Genomic DNA, 15407 nt, shown 5'->3' on the forward strand with positions numbered 1-15407 from the left:
GTGCGTCCGCGGTGTCTACGTCGCGCGCAGCAGCGCCTCGGCGCCCACCGGACGAAAACCCGCCGCCTGGAACGCGCGCACGCTGCGCGCGTTGCCGACGGCCTGCTGGGCCCAGACCGGCTGACCGTCGGGCACCAGGTGTCGGGCGGCCGTCGCCAGCGCCCTTCCCAGACCCCGGTGACGACGCTCGTCGTCGACCTCTGTCGCAGCCTCCCATCGGCCGGCCACCCCGCGGCCGAGCACGACCACCCCACCATCGGCGGCCCAGACACCTATGTCGTCACGACGTCGACGTGCCCTGACCTCGCGAGGATGACCCGCGCCGGCCAGCTCGGTCAGCGGCAGTGGAGGTGGCCCGTCAAGGCTGCTCGCCACGGTCAGCAGATCGATCGTGTCCATGGAGCGCCGGGTTTGGTCGAGCAGCGCACCCAGGAAACGCGGATTCATCGTGGCCGCCAGTGGGTCGCACTCGACAGTCGCCAACGTACGGCGTACCCACTGGGGGTCCTCGTCGGTGAACACCACCGAGTGTCCGGTGAAGGCGATGACTCCTGCGTCACGGCGGCTTGGCTGTGGCACCACCGTGGTTCCACCGTCCGGTGGCGGGAAGTGCCCGTGCGCCGCCGCGTCCAGGATGTCGGTCAACGTGCTGGCCATTGTCGCCCTCTCCTCGGTCCCCCGACCGCGCGGCTGCCGAGGGCGGACGCGGCGATGCGCGTCCCGCCCCTTGTCACCGCGCGACCAAACAGTCTTGAGACATCCTGCCGCGCGAGGTGAGCAGCTGTGGGGCCCGCCGTGATGTGATCAAGATCAATGACGATCAAGGGTGTGACCCGGCCTCCGGATCACACCCTTGACACATTCGATGATCTTGACGGGCGCCGCCGACGGCCCCGCCCGCTACCCCGAAGGGTCAGCAGCCGATCCGGCTCGACCCCAGCGCGACGTCGTCGTACCAGAGGGTGTCGGCTCCGCCGCCGTAGCTCTCCCAGCCCAGCTTCAGGTCGGTGAGCTGCGGCCGCCAGGTGCGGTTGTACCACTGGCCGTCGATGTCGTGCGTCGGTGAGCCGTCCGCCGTCAGACCGGGAATGGCGGTCCCGTCCACCCAGGTGCGCAGCTGACCGGCCGCGCCATCCACCATGAACTCCACGCAGGTCCACCGGTTGGTGGGCAGTGGCAGGCTCTGCGCCACCCCGGCCGGGCTCTGCTCGGGCAGAGTCGCGTCGTCGGAGGCGCGGTTCCACTGCAGGGCGCCGTTCTGGCCACCCAACCGCAGATCCTTGTTGCCGTCGGCCGCGTCGGCCATCGCCATCATCGTGGTGTGTTCGGTGGGTTGGGCGGTGGTGTGCCGCACCCAGATCCGGCCGTACCGGACGTTGCCCACGCTGCCGAGGTTCTTCGTGGATCTGATGAAGACGTGGTTGCAGTACCCGGCTGCGCCGTTGATCCGGACCGACCGGCTGCCGCTGCGTGCGGTCGCCGTGTCGATGGTGGCGGTACCCGCGCCGGAACAGTCCGGGCTCACCACGGTCCAGTCACCGGATGGCGTCGAACCGGTCTGGCCCTCGAAGCCGTCGCAGAGCACCGCGCCGGCACACCCGGCCGGCGGCTCGGTGGTGGGCGGAGGCGTGGTCGGCGGAGGCGTGGTGGGCGGCGGGGTGGTGGGTGGAGGCGTCGTCGGCGGCGGGGTGGTCGGCGGCGTGGCGCCGTTGCACAGCACGCCGTTCAGGCTGAACCCGGTCGGGGCGCCACCGCTGGTGCCGTACGTGCCCTGCAACCCGAACTCGGTGGAGCCGCCGGCCGGGATGCTGCCGTTGTACGACGCGTTGCGGGCGGTCACCGTCGATCCGGACTGGCTGACAGTGGCGTTCCAGCCGCTGGTGACCCGCTCGTCTCCGGCGTACCTCCAGGTGACGGTCCAACCAGAGACGGCGACGTCCCCCGGGGAGACCTTGACGGTGGCGGTGAACCCGCCGGGCCACTGGTTGGGTGTGTAGCCGACCCGGCAGCCCTGGGCGGCGGCGGCCGGGCCGGTGAGCACTGCCGCTCCGGTGGTGGTCGCGGCGGCGGCCAGCGCGGCGGCGACCACCAGGGTCGCGGCGGGGCGGGCACGGAAAATCGTCATGAAGGGTCCTTCTGCCATCGAGCTGAGCGGAGGCGGCACGGCGGCGCGTCCTGGACGGATGCGGCGCGACAACGTGCCCTGGATGCGGCGCGGCGGTGCGCCACAGCGACCGGTCGCGCGTACGACCGAAGTGCCCGGCTCGGGGTGGACCTGTCAGCCGCCGACGGCCCGGTCCCCCGGGCCTCGGCGGCGCCCATCCTCAATCTATTGATACACGACTATCTAATCAAGCGTCGGGTGGAGGCAGGTGACGACCGGCGGGGCGGCTTATTCGATGGCAGGGCCGGTCCCGCCTGTGCCAGGCTGGCCCGAAGACGGCCCGGGCCACGAACGGCCCGGTGTCATGACGGGACCGACCCGACGGGAGCACAGCGATGCGAGGCCTCGACACCTTCCCGCCCATCCGGACGCGAGCTTTCGAGGACCCGTCAGCCCATGCAGACCGTCAATCTTGGCATTCTCGCCCATGTCGACGCCGGTAAGACCAGCCTGACCGAGCGCCTGCTGCACAGCACCGGCGTCATCGACCAGCTCGGCAGCGTCGACGCGGGCACCACCCAGACCGACACCGGCGAGATCGAGCGCCGCCGGGGCATCACCATCCGCAGCGCAGTCACCTCATTCGCGGTCCGTGACCGCCAGGTCAACCTGCTCGACACCCCGGGGCACAGCGACTTCGTGGCCGAGGTCGAACGCGCGCTCGGGGTTCTCGACGCGGCGATCCTGGTGCTGTCGGCCGTCGAGGGGGTCCAACCGCACAGTCGGCGGATCATGCGAATTCTCCGGTCGCTCCGGCTACCCACGCTGATCTTCGTGAACAAGATCGACCGGGTGGGCGCCCGCACCGACGAACTGGTCGCGGACGTGCGCCGGCTCCTGACCCCGGCCGTCGCCCCGCTGGGCACGGTTCACGCGCCCGGCACTCCCGAGGCCGCCTTCCGGCTCTACGACCCACGGTCCGACGGCGAGGCACACCGGCTCGCCGAAGCCCTCGCCGAGCACGACGACCGGTTGCTGGCCGCAGTGGTCGACGACCTGCCACCCGATCCGAGCCAACTGGACGAGGCACTACGTGCGCAGGCCGCCGCCGGCCAGATCCACCCGCTGCTGTTCGGCTCGGCGCTGTCCGGGGCGGGCGTAGCCGAGCTGCTGCAGGGCATCGCGGCCCTACTGCCGGCGTCGCCACCAGCGGAGCCCGAGCCACGGGCCCGGGTCTTCGCCATCGAACGCGACGCCGCCGGCGAGCGGGTCGCGTACCTGCGCGCCTACGGCGGGCAGTTCCGGGCGCGGCAGCGGGTCGTGGCGTACCGCCGGGAGCCGGACGGTCGGATCACCGCGACCCGCGCCCGGATCACCCGGCTCGACCGGGTCGGCGCGACCATCGACCGGGCCGAGCCACCCGGGCGGGGGCACGGGCCGACCGCGCTGACCGCCGGGCACATCGCCCGGGTCGCCGGGCTGACCGGGGTACGCCTCGGCGACCAGCTCGGCAGCCCGGCCGGCCTCGACGGACGGTCGTACTTTCCGGCGCCGACCCTGGAGGTGGTGGTCCGGCCCCGCGACCCGGCGCGGACGCTGGCGCTGCACGCCGCGCTGCTGGCCATCGCGGACGCCGACCCGTTCCTTCGGACCCGGGTGGCCCCGGACGGCGGCACGAGCGTGCTGCTCTACGGCGAGGTGCAGCGCGAGGTGCTGACCGCCACGCTGGCCGAGGCGTACGGGATCGAGACGGAGTGTGGTCCGGGTCGACTCATGCACGTCGAGCGGCCGACCGGTGTCGGCGCGGCACTGGAGATCATCGGGCAGGGTTTCTTCGGCACCGTCGGCTTTCGGGTCGAGCCCGGCACCGGTGTGGACTACCGGCTCGAGGTCGAGCTCGGCTCGCTGCCGCTGTCGTTCCACAAGGCCATCGAGGAGGCCACCCGGGCCGCGCTCGACCAGGGACGGCACGGCTGGCCGGTCACCGACATCCGGGTCACCCTCACCCACAGCGGCTACTGGTCACCAATCACCACCGCAGGGCACTTCCGGGATCTGGCCCCGTACGTCCTCATGCAGGCGCTCGCGGAGGCCGGCACCCGGGTGTTCGAGCCGTGCCGCCGGTTCGAGGCCGAGGTGCCGACCGACCGGCTCGGCCCGGTCACCTCATACCTGGTCCGGCTCGGGGCCCGGATCGACGGCACCGACCCGATCGCGGCCGGCTGGCGGATCGGTGGGCTGCTACCCGTGCGGGTCGAACCGGAGGCGCAGCGGCGACTACCGGACCTGTCCAGCGGAGAGGGGTTGTGGTCGTCGGTCGCCGGCGGCGACCGCCCGGTGTCCGGCGACCCGCCGGGCCGGCCCCGCACCGACGGCAACCCGTTCGACCGGACGGAGTACCTGCGATTCCTCGCCCAACCGAGAACGCGGTCATGACTCGTCGCCTCCTGGCGCGGTGTGACGGGCGAAGGCGCAGTTCGGGGAATCGGTCGCGTCGCGACGAGAGAATCCTCGGGCGATGTCGATTCGCGGGCCGCTCATTCGACGAGTGCGTGCGAGGGTCGAGAGGCGGCCCCGTCGGATGAGGAGAACACGATGTCGAAGTACATGTTGATCATGCGGGGCACCGACGAGACGAACGCGGCCATGATGGCTTCGATCGACGAGGCGATGGCCGCGACCGGCCGATTCATCGAGGACATGATGAAGGCCGACGTTCTCGTCGCGGCGGAAGGGCTGGACGATCCGCGCCAGGGCGTCGTGGTCGACTTTGGTGGCGAGGCACCGGTGGTCACCGACGGTCCGTACGGCGAGACCAGGGAGTTGTTCGGCGGCTACTTCCTGCTCGATGTCGCCACGAAACAGGAGGCGGTCGAGTGGGCCAGGCGGGTCCCGGCGGTCCGCGGTTCCAAGATCGAGGTTCGGCGGGTGGCCGAGGCCGACGAGGTCCCGCAGGGCGGCGAGAGCAACGGCCAGGTCTGATGGGTACGGCCGACGTCGAGGCCGTCTGGCGGATCGAGTCGGCGCGGATCGTGGCCGCGCTGACCCGGTTCACCGGTGACTTCGGGCTGGCAGAGGACGCGGCCCAGGAGGCGGTGGCCGAGGCGCTGGTGTCCTGGCCGCGCGCCTCTCCGGCCAACCCGGCCGGGTGGCTGATGGCCACGGCCCGGCGGCGGGCGATCGACGCGATCCGCCGCCGGGTCGCCCTCCACGAGCGGTACGCCCTGTTGGCGGCCGATCCCGCGCTCGATCAGGACATCGACATCGACGCCGACCGAATCGACGACGATGTGCTGGCGCTGATGTTCGTGAGCTGCCACCCGGTGCTCTCCCGCGAGTCGCAGGTGGCGCTGACCCTGCGGGTGGTCGGCGGCCTGTCCACCGAGGAGGTCGCCCGTGCGTTCCTGGTGCCGGTGCCGACCGTGCAGGCCCGCATCACCCGGGGCAAGAAGGCGATCACTGCGGCCGGGGTGCCGTTCGAGCTGCCGCCGGCCGGTGAGCGCCGCGAACGGCTGGGCGGTGTGCTCAACGTCCTCTACGTGATCTTCACGGAGGGGTCGACTGCCACGTCGGGCGACCACCTGCTTCGCCCCGACGTGGCGTACGAGGCGATCCGGCTGGCCCGCACACTTGCCGCGCTCCAGCCGGACGAGCCGGAGGTGCACGGCCTGCTCGCCCTGTGCGAGCTGACGGCCGCGCGTTTCCCGGCCCGTACCGACCCGGACGGCACCCCGATCCTTCTTGCGGACCAGGACCGCCGGCTGTGGGACTTCCCGGCGATCCGCCGTGGGCTGGCCGCGCTGGCCAGGGCAGCGCAGCGCGGCCTCGGCCCCTACGGTCTACAGGCCGCGATCGCGGCCACGCACGCGTCGGCGCCCTCGGTCGAGGAGACCGACTGGGCCCGGATCGTCCGGCTCTACGAGACACTCGGCAGAGTCGCGCCCTCGCCGGTGGTCGAACTCAACCGGGCCGTCGCCGTCGCCATGGCCTCGGGTCCGGCGCCAGCCCTGGCCATCGTGGACGCGCTGATCGCCGCCAACCGGCTCTCCGGGTCACACCTCGTCCCGACCGTGCGCGGCGAGCTGCTGACCCGCCTCGGACGGCTTCCGGAGGCGCGCGCCGAGCTGGAGCTGGCCGCCCGGCGCTGCGCCAATCAGCGCGAACGCTCGGTGCTGCTGCGTAAGGCGGCCGCGCTGAGCTGACCTAGTGGTCGTTCAGCATGAAGAAGAGCGTCTGATGCTCGACGTCGAGGAATCCGACACGCCATCGTGTCGACGGATTCGACTCGTTGTACAACGTGCTGTGCAGCCAGGTCGGCGAGGTCGGCAGGAAGGGCACGAGGGCCGACCACGCGTCCGTGGGCTTACTGGAGTGGGACAGTTCATCCAGGTCGACGGAGGACCAGGGCCGAAATTCGTACCGCTCTGCCAACGCTCTGGTGTCTTCCGGCCGCAGCTTGATCACACCCTGGTACTCCCAGTCCGTCGGGCCGGGCGCTCTGGAACACGGATTGCCGCCAGCACGAACCTGCCAGTGGATCTCGAGGTAATCGCCGAGGTCCGGCATCTCCTCTGGCGGATCCCAGCGGTCGGTCCGAACTTTCGCCTCGGCGACCTGCAACGACTTCTGGCACGAACGCATGTCGGCAGGATCATCTCGGACGGCCAGGATTCCGGCCGCGACGCACCCGCCGGCCACCAGCACCATCGTGGCAACCGTGACGGAGGCGACCACCAGCACCGGCCTGCGCGTCTTCATGGTCATCAGACTAGGAGGCCAGGACCAGCCGTCGCCACCCGAGACCGAAGTGCGCGGTCAGGGTCAGGTCAGGCGGATAATCGGGCGGGCCGAGACGTCTGAGCTGGAGGTTCGCGTGCGCGTGATCCGTATTCTCCCCAACCTTCCGGTGGCTGACATCGGCGCCGCGAAGGGTTTCTACACCGACTTCCTCGGCCTCGACACCGAGGAGTTCAGCCTCGGCTGGGTGGCCCGCTACACCTCGCCCGACGCCGACAATGGCGTCGGGTCCGCCGCCGTGCAGCTCGTCTCCGGCGACGCGACCGCACCCGAAGACTCGGTCATCAGTGTGCAGGTGGATGACGTGGACGGCGCGTACGCGGAGGCACAGCGGCTCGGCTACGAGATCGTGCACCCGCTGACCACCGAGCCGTGGGGCGTGCGCAGGTTCTTCGTCCGCGCTCCGGACGGCAACGTCATCAACGTGGCCGCTCACCGCTCCTGAGGAAACCCGGGCCGTCCCAGGGGATTGACCCTCAGTGGCGCCCGTTGTTAACTGCACATCAACGATGTGGATCGATGTTCATCCGGATGCCGCCAACCCGGCACGGTGACGCCGCTCCGCGTTGTTTCGACATCGCCCTCGTTTCGGCGGACGCGGGCACACCGGGGCACTTCCCGGGGTGCGAGACCTGCATCCGCACGACGATCCAGAGGAGATCGTGTCGATGAAGTTGACTCCGCTCGCCGCCGCCGTCGTCACACTCACCCTCGCCGCCGGTGCGGCGACGGCGACCTCGGCCCCTGCCGAGGCCGCACCGTTGGGCAAGGTCCTGGTCTTCTCCAAGACCGCCGGCTTCCGGCACTCCTCCATCCCCAACGGCATCGCCGCCATCCAGCAGCTCGGAGCGGCGAACGGCTTCACAGTCACCGCCACCGAGGACGCGGCGACCTTCACCACTGCCAACCTCGCCCAGTACCAGGCGGTGGTCTTCCTCAGCACCACCGGGGACGTGCTCAACGCGGGCCAGCAGGGCGCCTTCGAGGCGTACATGGGCGCCGGCGGGGGTTTCGTCGGAGTGCACGCCGCCGCGGACACCGAGTACGACTGGCAGTGGTACGGCGGGCTGGTCGGCGGGTACTTCGCCTCGCACCCGGCCACCCAGCAGGCGACAGTGCGGGTCGAGGACCGGGCCAACGCCTCGACCGCGCACCTGCCGTCGACCTGGACCCGCACCGACGAGTGGTACAACTACCGGGCCAACCCCCGCTCGGCGGTAAGGGTGCTGGCCAGCCTCGACGAGTCGTCGTACACCGGTGGGTCGATGGGTGGTGATCACCCGATCACCTGGTGCCACAGTTACGGCGGCGGACGCTCCTGGTACACCGGCCTCGGCCACACCGAGCAGAGCTACACCGACCCGAACTTCACCCGGATGCTGCTGGGCGGCATCCAGGTGGCGGGGGGCGCGGTGGCGGCCGACTGCCGGCCGGAGCCCGGCTACACCCCGCTGTTCGACGGCACCCAGGCCAGCCTCGGGCAGTGGCGGCAGGCGGGGCCGGGCGGCTTCACCCTGGCCGACGGCACCCTCACGTCGAACGGTGGCATGGGGTTGCTCTGGTACCCGGTGCGTACCTTCGCCAACTACTCGCTCAAGGTCGACTGGATGATGCCGGGCGACGACAACGGTGGGGTCTTCATCGGGTTCCCCGATCCGCAGGGCGACCCGTGGGGCCCGGTCGCCGCCGGTCACGAGATCCAGATCGACGCCACCGACGGCGACCCGACGCGCACCACCGGCAGCGTCTACGGCTTCCAGGCACCCAACCAGGCCGCTCGCGCGGCGGCGCTCAACCCACCCGGCTCCTGGAACACCTACGAGATCGGCGTTCACGGCCAGCGGGTCGAGATCTGGCTCAACGGCGTCAAGATCAACGATTACGTCAGCAGCCGGGCCATCGCCAACGGCTACATCGGGTTGCAGAACGACGGCGCCGGAATGGACATCAACTATCGCAACGTGCGGATCAGGACCGACGGCCCGAGTGAGCCGCCCGCCACCGACCTGGCCCAGGGCCGGCCGGTGACGGCGTCCAGCGTCGAGCCGGGCAGCGCGCACGCGGCGGCCAACGCCGTGGACGGCAACACGACCACCCGCTGGGGCAGCGCGTACGCCGACCCGCAGTGGATCACCGTCGATCTGGGAGCCTCGTACGCGATCAACCGGGTTCGGCTGGCCTGGGAGACGGCCCACGCGAGGGCGTACCAGGTCCAGGTTTCGCCGGACAACGCCACCTGGTCGCCGGTGTACACGACGACCACCGGCGACGGCGGCGTCGACGACCTCACCGTCACCGGCACCGGCCGCTACCTGCGGGTGTACGGCACCCAACGCGCCACGCAGTGGGGCTACTCGCTGTGGGACCTCAACGTCTACGGCACCGCCGTCGGCAGCACGCTGCTCTCCCGGGGCAAGCCGGTCACTACGTCCAGCGTGGAGCCGGGAAGCACGCACGTGGCGGGCAACGCCGTGGACGGCATCACGACCACCCGCTGGGGCAGCGCGTACGCCGACCCGCAGTGGATCTCGGTGGACCTCGGCGCGTCCCGCGCCCTCGACCGGGTCCGGCTGACCTGGGAGGCGGCGTACGCACGGGCATACCAGCTTCAGGTCTCCCCGGACAACGTCACCTGGTCACCGGTGCACACCACGACCACGGGCGACGGCGGTGTGGACGACATCGCCGTCTCGGCGACCGGTCGCTACCTGCGTGTCCAGGGCACCCAGCGGGCTCAGCCCGCGTACGGCTATTCGCTGTGGGAGCTGGAGGTGTACGGCCGCTGACCGCAGGCCGGCACCCGCCCTAGCGCAGTTCCACGATCCTGGCGCGGGTGTTGGCTGGGGCTTCGGGGTGCCCGCGCTCGACGTCGGCCCGGACGTCGGCCACGGTCCTGCCGGCCAGCTCCCGCCGCCAGGCCAGGTCGGCGCCGCGCATGGCCTGGGCGAACGCGCATGACTGTCGATAGTCGACGCCTGCGTGCTCGCCCGGCCCCTTGCCAAGGATCTGGTCGCACTGGAACAGCTCCTCCGGGCCCTCGATCGCGGCCACGATGTCCAGCAGAGAGATCGCCGTCGGGGGCCGGGCCAGTTGGAAGCCGCCGCGCGGCCCCGAGGTCGACGTGAGGATCCCGGCCCGGGCCAGGGCCTGGAGCTGCTTGTTCAGGTACGCCGGCGGCAGCTCGTAGAACGCGGCAAGGGTGCTGGTCGGCACCGGAGCGTCCAGCCAGCTCAGGTTGAGGCACGTGTGGAGGGCCCATTCGACGCCCTGACTCATCCGCATGATCCTGGACTCTACCTGTCCAGAATTTGTGACGCAGGCCATGATCACTGGCGCTGACGTATTCTGGACACCTAATGTCTAGGAATCGACGAACGACGAAGGAGTCGACAATGACTTTGGTACGCGCGGCCCAGGCCGAGGTTCTCGACAGCGACCCGGCCAGCGTGATCACGCTGCTCCTCGACCCCGAGCACACCGGCGGTGCCCTGACCAGCAACCGCACCCTGCTCAAGCACGGCACCGACGGTGCGCCGCCGCACCTGCACACCCAATCCGGTGAGCTGTTCTTCATTCTCGACGGCGCCCTTGAGATGCTCGTCGACTACGAACTGCGCACCCTGCACAAGGGAGACGCGCTCTTCGTCCCGCCGAACACCCCGCACGCCTTCGCCCCCGCTGACGGCCAGGACGCCGACTTCCTCGTCGTGATCACGCCCGGCAAGCCCCGGTTCGACTACTACCGACTGCTCGACAAGGTGCACCTGGGCGAAGCCACCTGGCAGGACGTCGGCGAGACCCAGGACCGTTACGACAACCACTACGTGGACAGCTCGTTGTGGGCAGGTCGGCACGGCTGAGCGCCCTGACGTGTTCGTGCAGAAGTTGCCCCGTCGGCGCGAGCGGTCCGCACCGACGGGGCAACGATTCTCGCGGGACGCTACCTCTTGGCGATTTTGATCGTCGCGGTGCGGTAGTTGTTGCGCTTGTCGTTCTTCGTCGGGTCGTAGTTCTTCTCGATGTTGCCGGCGCTGTCGACCGAGAACCAGCGGAACGTCGTCGTCTCGGTCACGTGGAACACCTGCCCCGGCTCACGGAACTCGGTCGCCGCGTAGCGGGGCGACTCGAGCGTGGGCCGGCTGCCGTCGGTCGTGTAGTAGATGGTGGCCGGCTCGCTGGTCTCGAAACGCACGTCGACAGGCCCGGAGTAACGCCCCGCGCCGGGGACCAGCTGGGACGTGGGGTTCTTGTTGTCCCTGCCCCAGTCCGCCGCGACCCGGAACATCTCCATGATCCCGTTGGCGTACTCCATGGTCTCGGCGTGGCCACTGGCCAGCTCGGGGTTCCCGTCCCACTCCGGCTGGAACGAACCGCCCTGCCAGTCGCCGGTGGCCGGGTTGTAGACGGAGCCCCCGACCTCCCAGCCGAACGCGTAGATCCCGTAGGTGTGGTACAGGTCCTCGCGTACGTTGCCCGCCGAGGAGTACAGGACGTCGGACGAGCCGCCGACGTTCTCCGGCGTGACGACGGTTTCCCGGTGGGCCTTGACCTGGGACAGGATCCGGGCCGCGGACTGCCAGTAGAACGCCTCGTCACCCAGCGGCGGGCGCGGCGTGGTGATCCGGCCGTCCGCGATGTAGGCGCCGGGCTGCCAGAAGAGCTGGCCGCCGTTGGAGTGCACCGACATCATGAACTTGATGTTCTTGTACTTCTCGACCAGCCAGATGATGTTCTTCGACTCGGGCTCGGACAGCTCCTCCGGCCCCTGGTAGGTGCCACTGACGCAGTTGGTCGACCCTCCCGCGTAGCCGTCGTGGCCCGACCCGACCCGGTAGTTCCGGTTCAGGTCGACGCCCCAGGAGTTCCGCTGCCCCGGATCGGCGCTCGCGTCCGGGCAGTGGTTCGTCATGTTCTTACGCTGGGAGGCGAAGTTGTAGAAGCTGTAGTTCGCCCCGTCGGGGTTGTTGGACAGGATGAAGAAGACGTCGGTGTTCTCGACGATCTTCTTCGTCTCCCGGTCGGAGCGGTAGTTGTGCACCAGACGTTCGGCCGACTCCAGGCTGGTCGTCGCCGGCACCCACTCGCGGGCATGGTCCTGCGCCTGGATGAGGACACCGGGCTTCTTACCGTCACGGTGCTTGCCGATCCGCAGGACCGGGATCGTCGCCGGCCCGCGCGGCACCTCGCCCTCCGGTGCTCCGACGCGCTTCTGGTCGAGGAAGTCGGTCAGCGCGACCGGGCCGGCCGTCGGAGCGACGATGCCGGTGCCCTCGTTGGCGCGGTACGGGTGCGCCCGGTCGATGAGCCCCGCAGAGCGGGTCCGCAGCGCCTCGGCCACCTCGACTGCCGTGCTTGTCGGTGCACCAGAGGCGTCCGTGGCGAGCAGGACACGGACCGCCGTGCCGGTGACCTCCACCGCCAGCGGGAGATCCGGGTCCGGCCGGTCCACGAAGTCCACTGTGATGTCGTTACCGCCCTGGTGACCCCACGCGGCCGAGGAGACGACGACCGCCGACTGCCCCGTACCGCCGATCTGGGCCTGCGCCTTGCGTTGGTACCCGTTCGTCTGGTTCGGCAGGTAGACGATTTCGGCGATGTCCGGGTACTGCCGGGCGATCTCCTTGGCCCGGCTGTAGAGCTGCTGCGGGTGCCGGTAGCCGTCCACGAAGTCCGACTTGTAGGACGGGTTCGCCGTCAGCGGCGGCGGGGCGCCCTCCAGCCAGTTGGAGACGACGCCGGTCGCGACACCACCGGTGGAACTCGTCAGCTTGATCTTGTTGGGGCGTACGTCGAGCTTGAACAGGTTCCGGTGGAACATGTACTGCCCCGAGTCGACGAACCGGCTCATCGTCCGGGCGAAGCCGAACGGCGTGCCCTTCCCCGAGTCGTTCTCCAGCTGCATCCCGACGATCGGGTCCTCCTGCTGCCCCTCGGTGGTGCGCGCCTCGACGTAGAGGAAGCCCTGACCCTTCGTGGTGAACCAGTCGGCGCGGACGACGCGTACCGTCGCGTCGTGGTTCGCCGGCTGGAGGGCCCGCGCGCTCGCCGCGTCGATGCCAAGGCCACCGTCGGCCTCGTCGCTCCACGCGAAGCCCGCGTCGTCGCCGAGCACCTCGACGCCCATCGCCGTGAGTTCGGTGACCTGCTCGGCGGTCACCACCACTTCGCCCTCGATGCCGTCAGGCACGCGCCGGAGGCCGTGTTCGAGGTCGATGCCGGCCGCGGACACCTTGTCCAGCATGTCGGCACCGGTCAACCTGACGTGCACGAGGCGTACCGCTGCACGATCCTCAGGCTGGGATCGGCTGGCGGCGGCTGCGAGCCCCGTGGGATCGGCGCCCGCAGGGCCGGTCGTCACGAGGATGCTACCCACCAGGGTGGACAGCGCGAGTAGCGCGATGCGCCGTTGTGATCGCCGCATTCCCCCTCCTTCTGCCTACGACGGGTGATTGCCGGCGGACCGGTCCGGTGAGCGTATGCGGGTGTGCGGCTTCAATGGATCACGTCGATCGAATTTGAGCATTCCTTGAGGCGACAGTCGATGGGCGTCCCGCGCCGCCACGTCCGTACCCCCGGCAGCCTGTCCCCCGGCGGAGGGAGCGCCTCCCCTTCCGTCGGGGAGGAGACCTGGTCCGCAGCCGGCGATCGTTGGTCCATGGCTGGTGGCTGGTCGCTCGTCGCCATCTGCGTCTACTTCCTCCTGAACCAGAGGTTCCACCTGGTGCAGAGCGGCTGGGTGGGCATCGGCGACGACGAACCGGTGCACCCGCCTCCCGGTTGGGAGGTGCTCCGCTACTACGCGCCCATGCTCGCGTGGGGCCCGCTCGTCATATCCGTGGCCGCCGGCTACCGCCGGCGCGCAGCCATGATTCGAAGAATGGAGAAGGCATGGGAATCCGCAGGATGCTCGTCACGATGCTCGCCGGGGCCGTGGCGAGCGAGGGGCAGGCCGAGGTGACGTGCATCAGCGTGGTGGGCAACACCGCACTGGTGACCGCGGTCGTGCCGGAGGGCGGAAGCCCGATGGTCAACCACGTCTTCGTTGTCAAGATCATCGAAGGTGGTCCGGGGCGGGCCGACCAGATCGAGACGCTCCAGGCCGGCGGCGATCCAACGAGGCCCGCCAAGCGGTACTGCATCGACACCGCCCCGTACAGCCTCTCCCGCTACCCGGTCCGACCTGGCGGTTACGCGTTCGGGTCGTGACGTTTCCGCGCCTTCGGGAGCGGAACGTCCGGTCCTATTCTTGCGCAGCGTCGTGGCGAGCCCTCGTCGCGTCGGGTGTGCCGCAGCGGTCAGAACGTGGCGATCGGGTTGACCGGGCTGCCGGACGTGCCGGCGAAGCGAACCGGTGCGACCGCCAACTGGAAGTCCCACTGGCCAAGCTCGGCAGCCGTCGTCGCGCAGGGCTCCAGGTCACAGTTGTCGAGCATCCACAGACCCATCGCGACGAGGCTCACGGCGTGGACCGGCATCAACACGTCGTCGTACCCCGACGGTTGAACGTCCTGTGGGGTGTCGGCGCCGATCAGCGCCACCCCCCGTTCGTGCAGCCACGGCAGGCAGGACGCGTGCCAGCCGGCCTGGGTGAAGCCGCTGGCCGCACCGTTCTCGTGCCGGAAGCGCCCGTAGCCGGTCCGCAGGAGTACCGCGTCGCCGGGTCGTACCCGTACGCCCTGGCTGCGCTCGGCCTCTTCGAGGTCGTCGGGGAACACTCCCTGGCCCGACTCCAACCACGGCACACCGTGGGCAGCCGCAACGTCGAGCAGGACACCACGCGTGAGGATTCCGTTCGCGGCCGCCGTGACGGCCGCCCACGCCGAGCCCGTCGCGGGGTCGACGAACGAGTGCGACCGTCCGTTGTACATGGTGCCGTCCCAGTAGATGTGGCACGGCGAGTCGAGGTGGGTGAGGGTGTTGCCGTGGAACGAGATGCCGAGCCGCTCGGACGAGAAGCCCCAGCGCCGGTCGGCGTGGAAGGCGGGCGGCATGTTCTCCGCACCCGGCATGTCGGCGGTGCACGGGCACGTCGTCGTCGACCGTTCCATGTCTCCCGGTGCGGTGACCTCCCAGGCGCAGGACACGCTCCTGCCGTGCCGCACAGCCCGCGCCGCGGCGAGCCGGACGTCGTCGGTGATGTGGTTGAGCGTGCCGAGTTCGTCGTCGTCACCCCATCGCCCCCAGTTCGACAGCGTGTCGAAGTACCCGAGCACTTCGTCCTGGGTCGGCATCGGTCGCCCTGACGTCATGTCAGCCTCGACTCCTCTGGTCACGCGGTACCGAGGCACCGCAGGTCAGGGTAGTCTGCCGCTTGATCGACGGACGATGACCTCAGGCAGCGCGGGTGCGGTGCCGCCCCTGTTCTAATCACTGAACTCGGTCACCGAGAGCGTCTCGTCCAGCCGACCGGCGGCGAGGTCGTCGTGGCGGATGCTCAAATCCCGCGCAGCACGACCAAACTGCCCCTGATGATCCATGGGCCAGCACGATCCACACCGGAGACACC

General features: G+C 70.1%; 13 protein-coding genes. 7 read left to right on the top strand and 6 right to left on the bottom strand.

Annotated features, from left to right (window positions below):
* Positions 1-15: 15 nt before the first annotated feature.
* Both ABZU43_RS10775 and ABZU43_RS10780 read right to left on the bottom strand, forming a co-directional pair.
* Positions 16-657 carry a GNAT family N-acetyltransferase gene (locus ABZU43_RS10775; RefSeq protein WP_355006288.1) on the bottom strand — a complete coding sequence of 214 codons (642 nt, stop codon included), beginning with the start codon at positions 655-657 and terminating at the stop codon, positions 16-18.
* Positions 658-913: 256 nt separating this feature from the next.
* A complete protein-coding gene (locus tag ABZU43_RS10780) occupies positions 914-2125 on the bottom strand; it encodes a cellulose-binding domain-containing protein (protein ID WP_355006289.1) in 1212 nt (403 codons plus the stop codon).
* A 435-nt stretch (positions 2126-2560) separates the two neighbouring features.
* On the opposite strand from ABZU43_RS10780, the gene ABZU43_RS10785 reads away from it, so the two are divergent.
* The 3 genes from ABZU43_RS10785 (at position 2561) to ABZU43_RS10795 (ending at position 6306) form a co-directional block, all read left to right on the top strand.
* Positions 2561-4540: a translation factor GTPase family protein gene (locus ABZU43_RS10785; protein ID WP_355006290.1), complete on the top strand. Its 1980-nt coding sequence runs from the start codon at positions 2561-2563 to the stop codon at positions 4538-4540.
* 159 nt (positions 4541-4699) lie between these two features.
* On the top strand, positions 4700-5086 hold the full coding sequence (locus tag ABZU43_RS10790) for a YciI family protein (RefSeq protein WP_355006291.1): 387 nt from the start codon (positions 4700-4702) through the stop codon (positions 5084-5086).
* Positions 5086-6306, top strand: a complete 1221-nt coding sequence (locus ABZU43_RS10795; protein WP_355006292.1) for a DUF6596 domain-containing protein — start codon at positions 5086-5088, stop codon at positions 6304-6306. Before ABZU43_RS10790 ends, ABZU43_RS10795 begins: the two co-directional genes overlap by 1 nt.
* 1 nt (position 6307) lies before the next feature.
* Here the strand turns inward: ABZU43_RS10795 and ABZU43_RS10800 are convergent, their stop codons facing one another.
* Positions 6308-6868 (bottom strand): hypothetical protein, encoded by a 561-nt coding sequence (locus ABZU43_RS10800; RefSeq protein WP_355006293.1) that lies wholly within the window; start codon positions 6866-6868, stop codon positions 6308-6310.
* 115 nt (positions 6869-6983) lie between these two features.
* On the opposite strand from ABZU43_RS10800, the gene ABZU43_RS10805 reads away from it, so the two are divergent.
* Complete coding sequence (locus ABZU43_RS10805; protein WP_355006294.1) at positions 6984-7346, top strand: VOC family protein; 363 nt, start codon at positions 6984-6986, stop codon at positions 7344-7346.
* A gap of 223 nt (positions 7347-7569) precedes the next feature.
* Positions 7570-9687, top strand: coding sequence for a ThuA domain-containing protein (locus ABZU43_RS10810; RefSeq protein ID WP_355006295.1), 2118 nt, complete (start codon positions 7570-7572; stop codon positions 9685-9687).
* A gap of 19 nt (positions 9688-9706) precedes the next feature.
* On the opposite strand, the gene ABZU43_RS10815 is transcribed toward ABZU43_RS10810, so the two are convergent.
* A complete protein-coding gene (locus tag ABZU43_RS10815) occupies positions 9707-10183 on the bottom strand; it encodes an Rrf2 family transcriptional regulator (RefSeq protein WP_355006296.1) in 477 nt (158 codons plus the stop codon).
* A 110-nt stretch (positions 10184-10293) separates the two neighbouring features.
* Between ABZU43_RS10815 and ABZU43_RS10820 the strand changes: the two genes are divergently transcribed.
* Positions 10294-10761, top strand: coding sequence for a cupin domain-containing protein (locus ABZU43_RS10820; RefSeq protein WP_355006297.1), 468 nt, complete (start codon positions 10294-10296; stop codon positions 10759-10761).
* A gap of 80 nt (positions 10762-10841) precedes the next feature.
* Here ABZU43_RS10820 and ABZU43_RS10825 read toward each other — a convergent pair whose 3' ends face one another.
* A complete protein-coding gene (locus ABZU43_RS10825; protein ID WP_355006298.1) occupies positions 10842-13322 on the bottom strand; it encodes a M14 family zinc carboxypeptidase in 2481 nt (826 codons plus the stop codon).
* Positions 13323-13789: 467 nt separating this feature from the next.
* Here ABZU43_RS10825 and ABZU43_RS10830 point away from each other — a divergent pair, with 467 nt between their 5' ends.
* On the top strand, positions 13790-14107 hold the full coding sequence (locus ABZU43_RS10830; RefSeq protein ID WP_355006299.1) for a hypothetical protein: 318 nt from the start codon (positions 13790-13792) through the stop codon (positions 14105-14107).
* Between the two features lie 89 nt (positions 14108-14196).
* On the opposite strand, the gene ABZU43_RS10835 is transcribed toward ABZU43_RS10830, so the two are convergent.
* On the bottom strand, positions 14197-15150 hold the full coding sequence (locus ABZU43_RS10835; protein WP_355006300.1) for a cyclase family protein: 954 nt from the start codon (positions 15148-15150) through the stop codon (positions 14197-14199).
* Between the last annotated feature and the right edge of the window lie 257 nt (positions 15151-15407).

Origin of the sequence: Micromonospora sp. NPDC005205 (assembly GCF_040608275.1) — a bacterium.
Taxonomy (GTDB): Bacteria; Actinomycetota; Actinomycetes; order Mycobacteriales; family Micromonosporaceae; genus Micromonospora.